Genomic DNA, 17,523 nt, shown 5'->3' on the forward strand with positions numbered 1-17,523 from the left:
ATGGTTAGGCCTTTTTTGTTTATATTCCGATGGAAAATTTAAACATTTAGGTAATGTTAAGATCTTTATTGTGTCAAGTCATTTCATTTAGGAGGTCAAATAATGCCAAATACATTATTCATTTCAGAGTATCCTATTGTATCAGATGAAATGAACTTTTTTATTCAAGATATTAGGAGACAAGGGATAATACCAGAATGGATCTCACCTAAAAGTTTTCATTTAGATGTTTTGTTTGATCATCAATATGGGCACCCGAAAGTGAGATCGTTCAAAAAACAAGTGGCAGCATCTAATAAAATATATGTCGTTTTTCAAGCGTGGAATAAACCTCTTTTATGGGTGGTCAATGCCTTGTTCAAATTTTTATCGAAAGAAGAATTAGATGGCAAAGACATCGTTCCGGTCGTTATTACTGAAAAGAAGACATGTAAAAATGAGGTTTACAATCATTTTTCTACTATATTGAAAGATTACTTCAATGAAGCTTATTCAAAATGGATTTTTATTCAAAAAGAAGTAACGAACATGTAGTATTGGATAATTTATTCAAATGATAAATAGATCAAAAATAGTTAAGGAGACAGGATGATGGCAAAAGTAGCAATTATAACAGGTGCACCAAATGATCAGTCACGACTAAATGGATTAGTACTTTACGCGGCAAAAATTATTAGTGAAGAAAACGTTTCATATGAAATCATTCATGTTCATTCATTACCCGCTGAAGATCTAATCACTGCTAAGTTTGATAGTGAGGAAATCAAACAGGCAAATAGGATTGTAGAAAAATCAGATGGGGTCATCGTTTTAACACCAGTTTACAAAGCATCTTATTCAGGGATATTGAAAACATACCTTGATTTATTACCGCAAAAAGGCTTAGAGCATAAGGTTATCCTGCCACTTGTTTTAGGAGGTTCATTCGGGCATCTTTTAGCAATTGAATATGCATTAAATCCAGTCCTATCTGCATTAGGAGCGAGCCACATTGTAAATGGTGTTTACACAGTTGATAAGCAAATTAAAAGGATCGATCATAACGCTTTTTCCATCCAAGAAGAAGCACAGCAAAGGTTGAAGGCAGCTCTTGAAACATTTACTAAGATACTAAAATCTGAAAAGAAAAGATAAACAACCTTTTCTTTTCAAATATTTTGTACCTACTTGCAATAAAACCAACTGGTAAAATAGAGGTTTAAAAAATTCAAGGTACCGAATATCTCTTTTGTCATTCGTGTGAAGAAACAAACAAAGGGGAGGAACAAAGAAATGTCCCAGTTGCGGGAAGCAGTATTTCGTAGAAAAGAAAAACTCATCAAAAAGCTACTCGAATTAGGAGTTTATAAAAAAGATGAACATCATCTATATGAATTAACGTTATCAGAGATTGAAACAGAATATCATAATGAAATCAAGCGAAAAAAGTCGATTGGATAACCAAAGGCCTAACTATCCTATTCGTATAGTTGGGCTTTTACATGAAACAACTCAGGAAGGGAGGGCTTTCCTTGGGAAATGAAACCTTATCTTCAAATTTAGAGACTGAACCCATTTTTGTTGGTACTGTAGTCAAGGGCAGGCAACTAGGAAGAAAAATTGGCTTTCCTACTGCAAATATTGATGTAAATATAAAATGGTTGAATAATGGAGTTTATGGCGTTTTAGCCAAGTTAAATAATTCATTTCATTTAGGTGTAATGAATATCGGTGTGAAGCCAACTGTGGATACAAATCTACAGAAGACGTTCGAAATACACTTATTGAATTTCCATCAGGATATCTATGGGGAAAAACTGGGATGTAACGTTCTCTTTAAAATAAGAGATGAAAAAAAGTTCGATTCTTTGGAGTTATTAACAAAGCAAATGAAGGAGGATATTTCATATGCAAAGAAACGTTTTCATCTCATTGGACTTACTTCAACAATCGAAGAAAACGACATTACTTTCAAACCATTATTTAAATCTTCCTGATCTTAGTTTCTTTAATAGATGTCATCAACAGTATCAGATAAATCGTGGTGTATACAATACAATTGACAATTGGTTTTTTGAATACGGAATGATTCATGTTGTAAACAGGCGTATTTATATTTTAGCTTTTCTTGATTTTGTAAAAGAGGCAAACAAAGAAGATTCAAATTCTCATAAATTTATAAGGTTTGGGCACAAGGGACTAACGAAAAAACTAAATGATTTCATCACAACATATTTAAACAATCAAGAAGAGTCCGGAAACTTGTATTCTATAAAATAATTGTGACTAAAAGGATGAAAAGAGTGATGAATGAAGAAAACGCAAGAGAAGCTACCAAACATAACAAAATCAATATTCGCTTTATCATTCTTATCATGTAGCATCTATGGATCATGATAAAGAAGAAATGACTAAGTGAATACACAAATATATCCAGAGAAATTTAAACGAAGCAAAATTAATTGATAGGGGAGCATAACTCTAAAAGACCATGAATGAAGTAGACTCAGAGTTTTATCTGAGATAACTATTTAGTAGTTAAATATATCAAATCATATGGGCCGATTGGACATCCAAAGGCTCCTGGGTGTAATGCATTCAGGGGCTTTTTGTCTACATTTTGCAAAAAGGTGGTGAAGAATATGAACATTGAATACATTGAAGCATTTATGTATGTTGTTCATTTTAAGAGCATTCATCAAGCTGCAGACGCACTGTTTCTATCTCAGCCGACTGTAACTGCGAGGATTAAAACGTTGGAACGTGAGCTGGAGACGGAACTCTTTGAACGAAGGGGAAGAGGTATTGTTCTTACTGATAAAGGAAGAGATTTTATCCCTTTTGCCGAGCAGATTATTCGAACATTTCAGCAGGGGAAAAAACAATTAAAAAAAGGAAATGATCGTGAAGAAATTGTGATTGGTGCCAACCTGATAACATCACAATACTTTATCCCGTTTGCATTGCCACTTTGGAAAAAAGATCATCTAGAACTACGGTTTAAATTTATTTCTGCACCAAATGATGTTCTAGTGAACAAATTGCTGCGGAAAGAGATAGACGTAGCATTTATGAAAGAAGAATCACACCATGCTTTGGAGCAAAAAGCTCTCCTTGATAATTCAGTTCGTCTTGTTGTAAAACCAGGTCATCCTCTCGAGAATCAGTCGCAGGTTACTGCTCATAAGTTAGCACAAGAGCCACTTGTATTTTTTGAATGCGAGGCCTTCGATTGGAACAGAGTACATAAAATCTTCGAGGTGGCAAAGATAGAACCGAGAATAGAGTTTCAGGTTGGTCATCTCGAAGTAGCAAAATCACTCGTTCAAACAGGCTGTGGGATGGGATTTTTGCCTTATTTATGTATTAAGGATGAACTGAAAACAGGGGAACTTGTTGAAGTAGATGTATCTCATTTACTCCAATTAACACAGCATATTTATGGGACATATTACAGGCCAGATGTACCTTTTTTGTGGAATGATATCCTTTCTTCAGTTGAAAAGTTTAATGAGAATGGATCTCTATCTAGACTTTGATCCGATTGATTCGTTTTTTTAATCAATACAATAAATCTTTCTATCACTGAAAGTATTGCTGTTTTTAAGATGCTGGTGATAAGATGAATCCAATAACTAAAAGGTTATTATTCTTATATGCAAACTCGGAATAAAAAGGGGGTAATCTTATGGAGTATAAGGTTGGCTTGTTGGATCAAAGTCCAATTTATGAAGGTGATTCTGCTTTCGATGCTCTGCAGCAAACGATCTTTTTAGCACAACAGGCTGAAGAATGGGGATATTCAAGATTTTGGGTATCAGAGCACCATCATTCAGAACAGCTTGCTGGCTCATCACCTGAGGTGTTGATCTCGTATCTCTTGGCTCGAACAAAGTCAATCAGAATCGGATCAGGTGGTGTTATGCTCCAGCATTATAGTCCGTATAAAGTGGCAGAAAACTTTCATGTTCTTTCTTCATTGGCTCCAGGAAGAGTAGATCTTGGTATTGGTAAGGCTCCAGGCGGACTGCCATTATCTACAAAAGCGCTACAATATGGAACTATAAATAATGGAGAAGATTTTGAAGAAAGACTTTCATTTCTTCATCACCTCCTTGAAAAATCAGTTAATGAATCACATGTACTTGCCGGTGTTCAAGCAACACCTGAACCTCCTGAGAAAACGGAAAACTATTTACTTGGAGCTAGTGCTAAAAGTGCAAAACTTGCTGCTAGTTTTGGTTGGAATTTCGTTTTTGCAAGATTTATTAACAGTGATGAAACTGAACTGGCACAAGCATCTAGAGTCTATCGAAGCGAATGTTCAAGCGGTAGATTTATTGTATCTGCTGCGGTTGTAGCTGCACCTACTCAGGATGAAGCGGAGGAGTTGGCAGGGGACCAAAAAATATTTAAAGTACATTTGTCAAGTGGTCGCAGCGTAACGGTACAATCTGCCGAACAGGCAGAAGTGTTTGGAAAACAATCAGGAGAATCATATGAAGTAACAGAACATACGTCAAATATTATCGCTGGAACATCTTCTTTTGTTCATGATGAATTAACACTTCTTCATAAAAAATACATTGTTAATGAGTTTATTTTGCACATACCTATCAAGGAAAAGGCAGCTAGAATGAACTCCATTTATTTAATGAGCCCAGCTAACACGAAAGCAGAAAGGGATGAGGAGTTTGTCTCATAAAAAACAAATTCAGTTTGGCATTATGCTTCATGGACCAGGCGGACATATGAATGCGTGGAAAGATCCTGCTGTTCCACTTGATGCAAGTGTAAACCTCCACCATTATCAAATGATTGCAAAACAGGCAGAATCAGCAGGTTTCGCATTCGCGTTTGTCGCAGACGGTCTATATATCAACGAAAAATCAATTCCGCATTTCTTAAACCGTTTTGAACCGATAACGATATTATCTGCATTAGCATCGGTTACTAAAAATATTGGTCTGGTTGGAACCGTGTCTACAACCTATAGTGAACCTTTTACAATTGCACGGCAGTTTGCATCGCTGGACAAAATCAGTGGAGGGCGTGCTGGGTGGAACGTTGTTACGTCACCACTAGAAGGTTCAGCTAAAAACTACAACAAGGGGGAGCATCCTGCTCATGCCCTTCGCTATGAAATTGCAAATGAATACTTGCAGGTCGTCAAAGGTCTTTGGGATTCATGGGAAGATGATGCATTTATTCGCGATCGAAAAAAAGGTCAATTTTTCGACAAGAACAAGATGCATCCTTTGAACCATATCGGCCAATTTTTTTCCGTTCAAGGACCGTTAAACATTGAGCGATCTAAGCAAGGGCAGCCTGTCATTTTTCAGGCAGGTTCCTCTGAAGCTGGGAAGGACTTTGCTGCAAAAGAAGCAGATGCAGTATTCACGAATGCTGCAACACTTGAACAAGCAAAGGGATTTTATCAGGACATAAAAAATAGGACTGAAGCTAACGGAAGAGATCGTGAAGAATTACGAATATTTCCTGGAATTCATCCAATTGCAGCTGCCACAATAGAAGAGGTTGAAGAAAAATATAGAGCCATTCAAAACCTCGTATCTATTGAAGAAGCACTTCATTACTTAGGTCGATTCTTTGATCATTTTGATTTTAGTGAATTTCCATTAGATGAACCATTTCCTGACCTAGGGGATATAGGGAAGAATAGCTTTCAATCGACAACAGATCACATTAAACAGCAGGCTCGTGAGCAAAATTTAACACTCCGTGAAGTTGCCTTACAGGTAACTACTCCAAAAGGCTCGTTTTTTGGAACATACGAACAGGTTGCAGATCAACTTATTTCTTGGATTGAAGGAAAAGGCGCAGATGGGTTTATTATTGGTGCACCAGTAATTAGTAGTGGATTGACTGATATAACCAGGCATATCATTCCAATTTTAGAAGAGAAGGGATATTACAACCGTGAATATAAAAGCGATACATTACGTGGGAATTTAGGTCTTTCATATAAAGAAAATCGATATACAAATCAAACGGTTATTTAATAGGAGGAAGTAAGGATGGCAAATCCATTTTCAGTCATAGTCTGGTCAAAACAAGGTTGTCACTATTGTGAGGAAGTTAAACAATTTCTTAAAGAAAAGCAAGTGGACTACCAAACGATTGATGTCACGAATCACGATGATCGACGAGATATTTTAGAAGCAAAATACGGAATCCGTCATGTTCCAGTTGTAGAAATTGGTCAGGATGGAATCTACAAAAGCGTGATAGACTTTGGTATACAGCATGTGGAAAAAGCATTAGTCCCTTTCTTATCAACTAAAACCAACTAAAATTATAGGAATAATCAATTTTAATAGGAGGCAATAAAATGACGGAAAATATACGCTTGGCTTTACCGGTTGATGCTCCTGCGGTTCTTGATGTTTCACTCCGTGCTTACGAACCAATTCGAGAGTTAAATATTCATTTTTCAGCTGCTGCAGCTGACTTACAACTTGTCTTAAACAACATTACCCGTAATGCGACATATGTGCTTGAAGAAAATGGCAGGATAATTGCTACTGTAACGATTCGTTATCCATGGTCAGATCCCGATCAAAGCAATCCTTATCCATTCATCTGGTGGTTTGCTGTTGATCCAGAGTACAAGCGGAAAGGCATTGGTTCGAAGTTGCTCAAATATGTCGAGGAACATGTTCTCCGTGATCAAGTGAAAGCTCCTGCCGTTTACTTAGCAACAGCTGAGCGCCATCCTTGGCTTGTTTCGATCTATAAAAGAAGAGGTTATCGGGTATTTGACGAAAAGATCCACCAAGGAGATAAAATTGTCTTTCTTCGGAAAATTTTAAATGAAAGTCTCTATCAAATCACCGAAAATAAAGTACCAATAAATAATCAATAGGTTAAAACAGGGGGACGAAGAAATGAAGAAGAAAATTTGGGTAGTTTTTACTTTGCTGTTAACGTTACTCGTTACAGCATGCTCATCAAAAGTTGAAACGGCAACAGAGGCAGAAGGTAAAAGTACTGAAACAAAATCAGAAGAGGTTCAAAAAATTATTGTTGGAACAGGTACACAATTTCCCAATATTTGCTTTCTAGATGAAAACGGAAAGTTAACAGGTTATGATGTTGAGCTTGTTCGTGAAATTGATAAAAAGTTGTCAGAATACGAATTTGAATTTAAAACAATGGACTTTTCGAATCTATTACTAAGTCTTGAAACAAATAAGATTGATTTTATTGCTCATCAGATGGAAGTAAATGAAGAACGGGAGGAAAAATTCTTATTCAATAAAGAACCATATAATATTTTTCCGCTCCATGTTTCTGTTCATAAAGACAATAACGAGATTAAATCAATTGAAGATTTAAAAGGGAATAAGGCAGTTGTTAGTGCAACAAGTAATTCAGCTGTGTTCTTAGAAAAATACAATAAAGAAAATGATGCTGGTATTAACATTGTGTACTCAGGTCAGGGTTCTGATGACACAAACAATCAAATTAAAACAGGGCGAGCGGATGCTACGATTACAACACCTTTTGCAGTGAATTTTTATAATGAACTAGCAGATGCTAGGCAAAAAGTAGTGGGTGAGCCGCTTTTAAATTCAAAAGTATATTTCTTGCTTAGAAAGGATGAAACAACTTTGCAAAGCCGTATTGATGAAGCACTTATTGAATTAAAAGAAGATGGTGTTGTAAGCGAGTTAAGTAAAAAATGGCTTGGTGCAGACTATACTGTTGAATTTTAATTTTTTTGTAACGAAAAAGGGAGTGGCTTGGAATTGGGCAAACCATTTGATTCTGCATTAATTTGGGGATTTCTCCCAACGCTTGTTCCATATCTTGTTGTGACACTGCAAATCCTTGCCGTCTCAATCGTGCTGGGAATTATTATAGGGGTAGTTGCTGCTATCCCTAGGCTTTTTCGAATCCCGATTTTATCACAAGTTGTCATTATATATGTATCTTTTATCCGCGGAACCCCAATCTTAATCCAAATGTTTCTTGTTTTTTACGGTGTACCTGCATTGCTATTGTTATTCAATATTGATGTTTCAAAAGTCGATCCGATCTATTTTGTCATGATCACCTATGCACTTAGTAACGGAGCGGTGTTTTCGGAAATTTTCAGAGGTGCTGTTCAATCGATCGATTACGGCCAATCAGAAGCAGCGTATTCAGTTGGAATGAGTGATTCACAAAACTTTTTTCGTATTGTTCTTCCACAGGCGATTGGTGTTGCGTTTCCGAACATTGCTAATTCTGTGATTGGAGCACTTAAGGACACGTCCCTTGCATTTACGATTGGTGTAATGGATCTGGTAGGGCGTGGTGAAACATTAATTGCTTCAACCGCACATGCTTTAGAAGTCTATATCTCTCTTTCAATTATTTACTACATCGTTGTTCTCATCTTTGAAAAGGCATTTCATGTATTTGAAAAGCGTTTCAACCGCCATAAACCATCAACTGTTTCTGCAGTCTAAAGGCATTTCTTGAAAGGAGGGAACACTTTGACAATCGATATTCCTTTTATATGGACGGCATTAAATGAAATTGTAAAGGCATTGCCTGTAACGATGATGCTCACACTTATTCCATTGCTAGCTGGTTTTTTCATAGGACTTATTGTCGCACTCATTCGTGTGTATGAAGTAAAAGGATTGACAGCACTTGCAAATGGATATGTCTCCTTTTTACGGGGGACGCCAATCATCATGCATATCATGCTTATTTACTTTGGATTACCGCTTTTAATTGATACTTTTGTACAAAATGTTGGACTTGAAAGTAGATCTCAGTTAATCCCGATCAGTGTTTTCGTCCTCATTGCCCTGTCTTTAAGTGCTGGTGCCTATTTATCAGAAGTCATTCGTTCTGGAATTACCAGCGTCTCAAAGGGTCAGGTGGAGGCAGCATACTCGGTTGGTATGAATACTTACCAAGTGATGACTCGGATTGTTTTGCCGCAGGCGCTAGCACAATCGATTCCAAACTTTACGAACATTTTTATCGGATTTTTGCATACTTCCTCGATTGCATTTATTGTTTCGCAAAAAGAGCTAACTGGTGCAGCAAATATTGTGGCTTCTACAAACTTAAAATTTCTAGAAGCGTTTATTGCAGCGGGGATTATTTATTGGATATTGACGATTCTAATTGAAGGCTTGTCATTTCTAACGGAAAAAAAAGTGACAGCTTACACGAGAGGAGGAGTTCGATGATTTATTTACAAGGTATAAAAAAGTCATTCAACCAACAGCAAGTATTAAAAGGGATTGACTTAACGATTAAAAAAGGAGAAGTTGTCTCAATTCTCGGTCCAAGTGGTTCAGGAAAAACAACACTCCTCAGATGCGTAAACTATTTGGAAAGACCTGATGTAGGTACTGTCCAGGTAGGTGAAGTTCAGGTTGCAGCAAATACGGCAAAGAAAAAGGAGATTATTTCTCTTCGAAAACAGTCGGCGATGGTGTTTCAGAACTATAACCTATTTGCTCATAAAACAGCTCTTGAAAATGTCATGGAAGGATTAATTGTCGCAAAAAAAAGAAAGAAAGGAGAAGCACAAAAGCATAGTGAGAAAGTGCTTGAAAGAGTTGGGTTATTAGATAAGATTCATTACTTCCCAAGTCAATTATCTGGTGGACAACAGCAGCGTGTCGGTATTGCACGGGCATTAGCACTTAACCCAGAAGTGATTCTTTTTGACGAGCCGACCTCCGCACTTGACCCTGAATTAGTCGGTGAAGTACTCTCCGTTATTAAAGATATTGCCCAAGAAGGAATTACAATGGTGATTGTTACTCATGAAATGAACTTTGCCCGTGAAGTATCTGACCACGTTATTTTTATGGATAACGGCGTCATTGTTGAAGAAGGCACACCATTTGAATTTTTCACTAATCCAAAAGAAGAACGGACACGGAAGTTTTTAAAGCGGATTTCAAGAGAGACAGAGGTCAACTGGTTACGGGAAAAGGCGAATTAAGTTTGCGGTTTTTAAGAATGGTAGTAGGTTATTTGTTTTATAGAATAGGAGGTATATGAAAATGTCATCTATCCTATTAATCGATGAACTTCAGGAACAAGATAAAGAAACGGTACGTCAGTTATTAATAGATAGCTATAACCAGTATGGGGAACATTATCCAAATCCAGAAAGTTGGTTAGAGTATTTGGAAAATATTCGATCATCCGTTGATAATCCGGAAATTGATCGCATTCTGGTCGCGAAAAGCGGACCATTTGTGCTTGGAACCCTTCAGTTATTTGAAACATCTGAAAAAGCATATGGAAAACCAGAACTTGAGATCTTTTCTCCGATTGTTAGATTGCTAGCTGTACATCCCGCTGCAAGGGGACATGGAGTAGCACGAGCATTATTGAAAGAAAGTCTTCAATATGCAAAAGCAAAGGGAGCCGATTACTTGTACTTGCATTCAGGTGAAATCATGCATAAGGCAATACGATTGTATGAATGGTTAGGTTTTAAGCGTGATACTTCGAAAGAATTCTTCAATAAAGATGTACTTGTAAAATGCTATCGTTTTGATTTATATGAGGAAGGTGGATTTCATGAATCTAACTGACCTAGAATCACGTTTACTATTCATTCGGCGTCATCTGCACCAATATCCAGAGCTTTCAAATGAAGAGTTTGAAACAACCAAATCGATTGCAACATGGCTTCGTGAGGAAGAGATTGATATCCGGCCGACTTCACTTGAAACGGGCGTGTTTGCTGAAATTAAGGGAGGAAAACCAGGTTCGACAATAGCACTCAGAGCAGATATTGATGCATTGCCAATTGAGGAACAAACATGCTTGCCATTTTCTTCAAAAATAAAGGGGAAAATGCATGCATGCGGCCATGATTTTCATACTGCTGCGGTAATTGGTGCAGCTTATTTACTGAAGGAAGAACAAGAAAATTTACAGGGAAATATACGTATATTATTTCAGCCGGCAGAAGAATTTGGAGCAGGGGCAAAAAAAGTAATGGATGATGGTCAATTGGAGGATGTCGATGCAATAATTGGTTTGCATAATAAACCAGATTTACCAGTTGGGACGATTGGGTTAAAAAATGGTCCCTTAATGGCAGCTGTAGACAGATTTAAAGTGGTTATACGAGGAAAAGGTGCTCATGCCGCTTTGCCGCATAATGGTCATGACCCAATTGTTACTGCAGCCCAGCTTATCACAGGACTACAAACAATTGTCAGTAGAAATGTAAGCCCGTTAAAAAGCGCGATTGTTAGTGTGACGAAAATCGAGGGTGGTAATACATGGAATGTTATCCCCGGCAGCGTAACAATTGAAGGTACAGTCCGTTCATTTAACCCTGAGATTAGGGAATTAATTAAAGAACGATTTTATGCTGTTACAAAGCATGTTACTGCAGCATTCGCACAGAAAGAGGATATTTACTGGTATCCAGGACCACCACAGCTTTCTAATCATTCTGTCATAACCGAAATAACTCGAAACGCTGCTAAGAAACTGTCACTACGTGTCATTGATCCAGAACCTTCACCAGCAGGAGAAGATTTTGCGTATTATCTGAAAAAAGTTCCTGGTACTTTTGTTTTCTTTGGTACAAATGGAAAAGAAGACTGGCATCATCCATCTTTTACATTAGATGAAACAGCCATAATAAATGCTGCTTATTTTTTATATGAAAGTGCAAAGGAACTGCTTGAGCAGCAAAAGTTAATCAATTTAGTAAAAACGGAGTATTAATAGACATTAAATATCCCATATACCGTTATGCAGCAGCTTCTGAACTTTAGACAACTTCATCAAATTTAGCTTTATTGGCAGCTGCATTCAAATGGAAATACGAATTCTTCACCTGTACGAATGTTTCATCAGAGATAACACTGACTTATTTAATAAGATAATAAGCTTTCGCTAGATTCATCCCTTCATACGTCCGATATTTCTGTCTTGAACACCCTTCAGCCTGCATATAATTCACTATCGATGAAAGAGGCAGGTGATCGGAACATGGAAGAAAATGAACGCAACAAAGCGATTCATTACTATCACATGAAAATTCAAGAAACAAATGATCCGTATTATTGGTACTGTTTAGCCGATATACAGGCGAAAGCGGGATTCATAGGAGAAGCGATGAATACGATTGATAACGCTCTTTTGATGCCATATTCATACCCGTTAAAACGCGAATTACTGAATATGCAGGCAAACCTTCAGCACGGTTTATCAAGAAACCTGAGCCAAAACAGATCTTCTGTTGTTACAGAAAAGCACGGTGATGTTGATGGAGACGGTACGATTGACAAGGTCTTTTTAACGGCAGATAAGACACCTGACAGTCCGTTTTGGCAAAATATTACACTTGTCATCCGAAACGGCCGTACAAATCAATATCATCAAATCGGGATGAAAAACAACGCCGGATACAACCCGACACTCTTTCTAGGTGATTTTACAGGCGATAAGGTCGAGGATATTTTGGTCGTTATCGATAGCGGTGGAAGCGGCGGAATGATTTATGCATATGTCTTTTCTCAACTGAACGGCAGAATGAGACAGATTTTTGATTCTGATGTATTTAATGAACGTCAAACATATGATGTTACCTATGAGGATTACTACAGAGCAACAGTGATTAGTCATAGTCAAAATGAAAAATATATTCTTGATCTTACGTATAAAGGGAAGGAATATTTATCGGAAATTTATAACCCAAATGGTACATTGAAAGAACCGATCAAAGGGTGGGTAAATCCGCTTTCTGGGTTATATCCAATTGATTTTAACAGAGACGGAACGTATGAACTTGAAGCATATCAGCGCATCGCCGGAAGGTATAATGCGGATGGACTAGGGTTTATACAGACGGTGTTGAAATGGAACGGCAGGGGATTTGTGACAGAACGGCAGAATGTGGCGATTGTTGGCGGGGAAACTTGAGTAGAAGATAATAGTAGAAATAGAATTTATTCACCCAATTTATATGATTGGGTGAATTTTTTATTGTCAAAAATAAGCTAACAAAATCTTGTAATGACTAACAAATACTCTTGAATTAGTATTTTGATCATTTGTCTAAAAATATTACCCACAAACTAATAGAGAATATTTTGCTCTACTAACCTATTATTACAAGAGACCTTGCAACCAGTACCAAGAAATAGATTGTTTTCGACTTATGGTCTTTTCATAATGAAAAGCTTAACGCCTGTTGTCTGGGGCGAATCTTTTTGAAATTGTATATCGCCTATTCTTCATATGTAAAACAAGCTTTTTTAATGAATAAGCCTTTTTATTAGTATGTTACTTAATATTAGTTTACAATAGGGTTAAGTAACATGGATTAAGGAGAAGGATCATATGGAATATGTAGAAGCACTAAGAGACATCAAACAAATAAATTCCATAAAAAGATATTTAAAAAAACATTCAGCACGAGATTATCTTCTTTTTGTCTTTGGAATTAATACCGGATTAAAAATTACGGAAATGTTGGGTATTAAGGTTGAAGATGTTGTGGAAAATGAAGGCACGATAAGGAACTTTTTTTTCCTTCCCAACAAGGAAGGAAAAACGGAGGTAGTTTACCTTAATCTTAAAATTAAAAGGGCGCTTCTGTATTATATCCAAGTAAGTCATTTAAAAAACGATGACTTCTTATTTAAATCAGCTAAAACTCAAAAACCGATCACACGTCAGCAAGCATATCGTATCATTCATCACGCCGCAGAAACAGTTGGTATAAAGGAGAAAATAGGAACAAATTCCTTGCGTAAAACATTTGGATATCATGCTTATAAACGCGGAGTTGCGATTTCTCTTCTTCAAAAACATTTTCATCATTCAACACCAGCTGAAACTCTTAAATATCTTGGTATTTCTAAAGATGAAAGAATAAAAACAGAAATTGATGTGAATCTTTAATCCGGAATTACCTTAATCCATTAATTCATTTTTTAAGGAGGAATAGTAAAGTGAATATTCGAGAAAGTGAACTTCCAGGTATTGGGTACAAGTTCGAAATTATTACAAAAAATCAAGATAAGCTGGTTATTGTTATCCATGATGACGGTCGGAGAGAAATTTATCATTTTGATACTGATGATCATGAAGAGGTGTTAAGCAGTGTCACATTTAATGATTCAGAATCTAGGCAAATTGCGGGTATATTAGGTGGTATGACCTATAAACCTAAGGCTTTAGAAACAGTAGACTTTGCCTTTGACGACATTATCATTGAATGGTATCAAGTTGAACCTAATGCACCCGCGGTAAATAAAACGATTGGCGAGATAGATATCAGAAATAACTTTGGAGTAAATATCATTGCCATAAAGAAAAAGAACACTCAAAAGTCACACAATCCGGGTCCGGACACAGTTATTGAAGCAGGAGATACGTTGGTTGTATCTGGAGGGAGACAGCAAATAAAAGAATTAATTAAAAAACTACTATCAACATAAAAGGGGTGGGGAAACTAGATGGATCATTTAGTATTTGAAGTAGGTACGGCACTTGTTCTTGTAGCAATTGGAGCTATTATTGCAAATAAGCTAAAATTTTCAATCATCCCATTTCTTATCATTCTTGGCATGATTGTTGGCCCACATGCACCAACGATTGGGATCTTCGATTTTACGTTTATCGAAAGTAATGAAATTATTCAATTTTTAGGTCGAATAGGTGTGCTCTTTTTACTTTTCTACCTGGGGCTTGAGTTTTCAGTTGGTAAATTGGCAAAATCGGGAAAAAACATCGTAGTCGGTGGTAGTGTTTATGTAGCAATCAACTTTATCTTAGGTCTTCTATATGGTTTTATCTCAGGAATGCCTTGGATGGAAACGCTTATTATTGCTGGACTCCTCAGCGTATCCTCTAGTGCAATTGTAGCCAAAGTTCTAGTGGATTTAAAAAGAACAGCGAATCCGGAAACAGAGCTGATCCTTGGGATAATATTATTTGACGATATTTTCCTTGCTTTATTTTTAACGACCATGTCGGGAGTATTACTCGCTAGTTCTACTTCTTTCCTCGGAATCTTCACATCGGTTCTTATCTCTGTTGGCTATATGTTCATGTTCTTTGTTATCGCACGAAAAGGTGCTCCATTATTAAATAAATGGTTAAATATAAAATCAGATGAAATTTTTATCATTGTGATATTTGCTATCTTATTTTTTGTTGCAGGGTTTTCAGAAACACTTCATGTGGCAGAAGCGATTGGTGCCCTATTGCTAGGTTTGGTATTTTCAGAAACGGAGCATCGAGATCGTATTGAACATCTGGTCGTTCCCTTTAGGGACTTCTTTGGAGCAGTCTTCTTTTTCAGCTTTGGACTGAGTATTGATCCAGCAACATTGGCTGATGCAATTTGGCTGGCTTTAGGTGCAGCATTGCTTACGATTATAGGAAACTTTGTGGCAGGGATGATAGCAGGAAGAAAGGCGAATCTATCTCATAAAGCCTCAACAAGTATCGGGTTAACCATTATGGCACGTGGGGAATTTTCGATTATTGTAGCGAATTTAGGAATTACGGCAGGGTTAAGTCCTATTTTAACACCTTTCACTGCTCTCTATGTTCTTATTTTGGCCATTGTGGGACCACTTATGGCAAAGGAAAGCAAGAACATTTATATGTTTTTAAACAAGTTTTTCAAATGGAGTAAAGATAAAGAAAAGAGAAAAATAGAGGTGCCCTAAAAATTAATGAAAAAATACACTAAGAGTCATCATTTGATGGCTTTTTTTATTGAACAAAAGCTGAACATCTGTTTGTAGCAAGATAATATTCATTTAGAGTCAGTGGAGATGTATCTCAATTAAAATAGGACAATACGAATATGATTTCTATCAACTATTAAAAATGAAAAAATATCAAGTATTACTATTTTCTTGTCTGAATCGTATAATCAGAAATGGGAGATGAGACAAATGAATAAAAAAGACATCGCTACTATACGAAAGCAATTTAAATTGGACAATCATATGCTAAACATTCGGGAAATCTTTAATGTGTATGTAAAGAAAGAAACAGGTGAGATTTACCATCAGGTCAGTCAACCTTTTCAATTGTTAGAACAAGAAGCACAAGAATTGTTTTTAGCAAACTTTAAAAAGGTTTTGACAGGTCATCTTGATGCCAAACTGTTTGAGCTGAAATTCATCCGTGATGTGGAAGACAGCACACAAACCATCCTTTTCGAAGGATTACGAGCAGACTCAACGGAAGATTGGAATGAAAATATGCTCAAAATTGTCGAGAAAATGTTTGCTCATGCTGTTTATGAATTTGATACCGTAGTGACATTTATCCGCGGGGAATATCAAAAGGCGACGAGGAAACGAGATCCGGAATCCGAAGTTGGAGGGAATGATGAGGTTTATTCCAGCGAGTTTATCCTTTGCAGTCTTAATAAAACTGATCAGCCGAAAAAGGCCTTGCTGTTTGATTATATTGAGAAAGAATTTAAAGCAAATAACGCAGTTGATCCAATTATTAATTTGACTGCTCCGTTAACAGGTTTTATGTTTCCTGCTTTTAATGATAATTCCGCAGATGTGAATCATATTCTCTATTGCGGAGGAAAAGTGAATCAGCCAGATGTGTCATTTATAGAAGAAGTTCTCAACTGTGAAGAGATCATTACCGCCGTGGAAGATAAGGACAGCTTCGAACAAATCTTAAAAATTGTGATGGGAGACGAAGTGGACTCCGAGGTCATTTCAAATGTCTATGAGGAAATCGATAAGATTGTCCAAGAAAATGAAGAAGATGAAGAAAGCGAATCTCCTATGCTGGATTCTCGGGACGTCGAACGAATCCTAGCGGTAAGCGGCGTTGAAAATGTAGATACCGCTAAAGTGGAACATGCTTTCAAAAGTGTCGTAGATGACGAAAAACATGAAATCAAAGCAAGCAATATCATACCTAAATCCATTAAAATAAATACGAAAGTGGCAGATCTAACCGTCAATCCAAAAGAGCTGAAAAATGTAAAATATATCACTTACAATGGAAAACGGTGCCTATTAGTTGAGATCGATGAAGATGTGGTTGTTGAAGGATTTCGCCTGGAAACAAAGACACTCTAGACGTATTGAGGCAGATTCCTTGATACTTACAATCTATAAATAAATTCAAGTTGGATCTCTGCAAATGGTAGATCCAACTTTTTTTTGATTAGTACAAAGTGATAAATATGAGTTGTAGTTTGTAAATCAAGATTGTTGGCTTTATCACCTGCTATATTTAGCAAGGCTACTAATTCCTCTTCCTTGTCTTTATGTATCTTGAATGATTGCCTTTTCCTTCTATTTTAAAGATGATATTCACTATATTAATTGAACAGCAACTAAGAAATACATAGAATAAGGCTTTCGCAAGGGGGGGGATTTCTCATCTAGCCCCAATGAAGGCTCAAACGCTCAAAGAAAGAGTAAGAAAAGTCCTTCATAGCTCCGATGAAGACCAAAACGCTCAAAGAAAGAGCAAAAAAGTCCTTCATAGCTGCGATGAAGACCAAAACGCTCAAAGAAAAAGCAAGAA

Annotated in this window: 20 protein-coding genes; all 20 read left to right on the forward strand. The window is 36.8% G+C overall.

The window, feature by feature from the left end:
* Positions 1–102: 102 nt before the first annotated feature.
* The 20 genes from GMB29_RS12485 to GMB29_RS12580 all read left to right on the forward strand — a co-directional run bounded on the left by GMB29_RS12485 (position 103) and on the right by GMB29_RS12580 (position 17,069).
* Positions 103–534, forward strand: a complete 432-nt coding sequence (locus tag GMB29_RS12485; RefSeq protein ID WP_136354014.1) for a hypothetical protein — start codon at positions 103–105, stop codon at positions 532–534.
* Between the two features lie 57 nt (positions 535–591).
* Positions 592–1,134, forward strand: a complete 543-nt coding sequence (ssuE, locus tag GMB29_RS12490) for an NADPH-dependent FMN reductase (protein WP_136354016.1) — start codon at positions 592–594, stop codon at positions 1,132–1,134.
* A 138-nt stretch (positions 1,135–1,272) separates the two neighbouring features.
* Complete coding sequence (locus GMB29_RS12495; RefSeq protein WP_136354018.1) at positions 1,273–1,440, forward strand: Fur-regulated basic protein FbpA; 168 nt, start codon at positions 1,273–1,275, stop codon at positions 1,438–1,440.
* Between the two features lie 71 nt (positions 1,441–1,511).
* Positions 1,512–1,976: a riboflavin kinase gene (locus GMB29_RS27855; protein WP_319941507.1), complete on the forward strand. Its 465-nt coding sequence runs from the start codon at positions 1,512–1,514 to the stop codon at positions 1,974–1,976.
* A gap of 645 nt (positions 1,977–2,621) precedes the next feature.
* Positions 2,622–3,518, forward strand: a complete 897-nt coding sequence (locus GMB29_RS12505; protein WP_136354019.1) for a LysR family transcriptional regulator — start codon at positions 2,622–2,624, stop codon at positions 3,516–3,518.
* Between the two features lie 149 nt (positions 3,519–3,667).
* Positions 3,668–4,684 (forward strand): MsnO8 family LLM class oxidoreductase, encoded by a 1,017-nt coding sequence (locus tag GMB29_RS12510; RefSeq protein ID WP_136354021.1) that lies wholly within the window; start codon positions 3,668–3,670, stop codon positions 4,682–4,684.
* Positions 4,674–6,002, forward strand: coding sequence for an LLM class flavin-dependent oxidoreductase (locus GMB29_RS12515; protein WP_136354022.1), 1,329 nt, complete (start codon positions 4,674–4,676; stop codon positions 6,000–6,002). The genes GMB29_RS12510 and GMB29_RS12515 overlap by 11 nt, the downstream gene beginning before the upstream one ends.
* A 15-nt stretch (positions 6,003–6,017) precedes the next feature.
* Entirely contained in the window at positions 6,018–6,293 is a 276-nt protein-coding gene (locus tag GMB29_RS12520) for a glutaredoxin family protein (RefSeq protein ID WP_136354023.1), read from the forward strand.
* 38 nt (positions 6,294–6,331) lie between these two features.
* On the forward strand, positions 6,332–6,865 hold the full coding sequence (locus tag GMB29_RS12525) for a GNAT family N-acetyltransferase (protein WP_136354024.1): 534 nt from the start codon (positions 6,332–6,334) through the stop codon (positions 6,863–6,865).
* A 22-nt stretch (positions 6,866–6,887) separates the two neighbouring features.
* Positions 6,888–7,718 (forward strand): transporter substrate-binding domain-containing protein, encoded by an 831-nt coding sequence (locus tag GMB29_RS12530; RefSeq protein ID WP_136354025.1) that lies wholly within the window; start codon positions 6,888–6,890, stop codon positions 7,716–7,718.
* 33 nt (positions 7,719–7,751) lie between these two features.
* The gene (locus GMB29_RS12535; RefSeq protein WP_136354027.1) at positions 7,752–8,456 is read left to right on the forward strand and encodes an amino acid ABC transporter permease; all 705 of its coding nucleotides are present in this window, start codon (positions 7,752–7,754) and stop codon (positions 8,454–8,456) included.
* A gap of 27 nt (positions 8,457–8,483) precedes the next feature.
* The gene (locus GMB29_RS12540; protein ID WP_136354029.1) at positions 8,484–9,194 is read left to right on the forward strand and encodes an amino acid ABC transporter permease; all 711 of its coding nucleotides are present in this window, start codon (positions 8,484–8,486) and stop codon (positions 9,192–9,194) included.
* Positions 9,191–9,961, forward strand: coding sequence for an amino acid ABC transporter ATP-binding protein (locus GMB29_RS12545; protein ID WP_136354031.1), 771 nt, complete (start codon positions 9,191–9,193; stop codon positions 9,959–9,961). Before GMB29_RS12540 ends, GMB29_RS12545 begins: the two co-directional genes overlap by 4 nt.
* 61 nt (positions 9,962–10,022) lie before the next feature.
* Positions 10,023–10,562 carry a GNAT family N-acetyltransferase gene (locus GMB29_RS12550; protein ID WP_136354033.1) on the forward strand — a complete coding sequence of 180 codons (540 nt, stop codon included), beginning with the start codon at positions 10,023–10,025 and terminating at the stop codon, positions 10,560–10,562.
* Positions 10,549–11,715, forward strand: coding sequence for an amidohydrolase (locus GMB29_RS12555; RefSeq protein ID WP_136354034.1), 1,167 nt, complete (start codon positions 10,549–10,551; stop codon positions 11,713–11,715). The genes GMB29_RS12550 and GMB29_RS12555 overlap by 14 nt, the downstream gene beginning before the upstream one ends.
* A gap of 459 nt (positions 11,716–12,174) precedes the next feature.
* Positions 12,175–12,915: a YybI family spore inner coat protein gene (locus GMB29_RS12560; RefSeq protein WP_406600349.1), complete on the forward strand. Its 741-nt coding sequence runs from the start codon at positions 12,175–12,177 to the stop codon at positions 12,913–12,915.
* 420 nt (positions 12,916–13,335) lie between these two features.
* Positions 13,336–13,899 carry a tyrosine-type recombinase/integrase gene (locus GMB29_RS12565; RefSeq protein WP_136354038.1) on the forward strand — a complete coding sequence of 188 codons (564 nt, stop codon included), beginning with the start codon at positions 13,336–13,338 and terminating at the stop codon, positions 13,897–13,899.
* A gap of 50 nt (positions 13,900–13,949) precedes the next feature.
* On the forward strand, positions 13,950–14,438 hold the full coding sequence (locus GMB29_RS12570; protein WP_136354040.1) for a cation:proton antiporter regulatory subunit: 489 nt from the start codon (positions 13,950–13,952) through the stop codon (positions 14,436–14,438).
* 18 nt (positions 14,439–14,456) lie between these two features.
* A complete protein-coding gene (locus GMB29_RS12575; protein WP_136354042.1) occupies positions 14,457–15,677 on the forward strand; it encodes a cation:proton antiporter in 1,221 nt (406 codons plus the stop codon).
* Positions 15,678–15,908: 231 nt separating this feature from the next.
* Positions 15,909–17,069: a DUF4317 domain-containing protein gene (locus GMB29_RS12580; protein WP_136354044.1), complete on the forward strand. Its 1,161-nt coding sequence runs from the start codon at positions 15,909–15,911 to the stop codon at positions 17,067–17,069.
* The last annotated feature ends 454 nt before the right edge of the window (positions 17,070–17,523 follow it).

It is taken from the genome of Metabacillus sediminilitoris, assembly GCF_009720625.1.
Lineage (GTDB): Bacteria > Bacillota > Bacilli > Bacillales > Bacillaceae > Metabacillus > Metabacillus sediminilitoris.

What these genes read in the sequence shown, in the direction of transcription:
- GMB29_RS12575 (WP_136354042.1), top strand. Translation starts at nt 14,457, where the DNA reads ATGGATCATTTAGTATTTGAAGTAGGTACGGCACTTGTTCTTGTAGCA.
- GMB29_RS12520 (WP_136354023.1), top strand. Translation starts at nt 6,018, where the DNA reads ATGGCAAATCCATTTTCAGTCATAGTCTGGTCAAAACAAGGTTGTCAC.
- GMB29_RS12550 (WP_136354033.1), top strand. Translation starts at nt 10,023, where the DNA reads ATGTCATCTATCCTATTAATCGATGAACTTCAGGAACAAGATAAAGAA.
- GMB29_RS12525 (WP_136354024.1), top strand. Translation starts at nt 6,332, where the DNA reads ATGACGGAAAATATACGCTTGGCTTTACCGGTTGATGCTCCTGCGGTT.
- GMB29_RS12580 (WP_136354044.1), top strand. Translation starts at nt 15,909, where the DNA reads ATGAATAAAAAAGACATCGCTACTATACGAAAGCAATTTAAATTGGAC.
- GMB29_RS12505 (WP_136354019.1), top strand. Translation starts at nt 2,622, where the DNA reads ATGAACATTGAATACATTGAAGCATTTATGTATGTTGTTCATTTTAAG.
- GMB29_RS12545 (WP_136354031.1), top strand. Translation starts at nt 9,191, where the DNA reads ATGATTTATTTACAAGGTATAAAAAAGTCATTCAACCAACAGCAAGTA.
- GMB29_RS12530 (WP_136354025.1), top strand. Translation starts at nt 6,888, where the DNA reads ATGAAGAAGAAAATTTGGGTAGTTTTTACTTTGCTGTTAACGTTACTC.
- GMB29_RS12560 (WP_406600349.1), top strand. Translation starts at nt 12,175, where the DNA reads ATGCAGGCAAACCTTCAGCACGGTTTATCAAGAAACCTGAGCCAAAAC.
- GMB29_RS12495 (WP_136354018.1), top strand. Translation starts at nt 1,273, where the DNA reads ATGTCCCAGTTGCGGGAAGCAGTATTTCGTAGAAAAGAAAAACTCATC.
- ssuE (WP_136354016.1), top strand. Translation starts at nt 592, where the DNA reads ATGGCAAAAGTAGCAATTATAACAGGTGCACCAAATGATCAGTCACGA.
- GMB29_RS12565 (WP_136354038.1), top strand. Translation starts at nt 13,336, where the DNA reads ATGGAATATGTAGAAGCACTAAGAGACATCAAACAAATAAATTCCATA.
- GMB29_RS12485 (WP_136354014.1), top strand. Translation starts at nt 103, where the DNA reads ATGCCAAATACATTATTCATTTCAGAGTATCCTATTGTATCAGATGAA.
- GMB29_RS12555 (WP_136354034.1), top strand. Translation starts at nt 10,549, where the DNA reads ATGAATCTAACTGACCTAGAATCACGTTTACTATTCATTCGGCGTCAT.
- GMB29_RS12510 (WP_136354021.1), top strand. Translation starts at nt 3,668, where the DNA reads ATGGAGTATAAGGTTGGCTTGTTGGATCAAAGTCCAATTTATGAAGGT.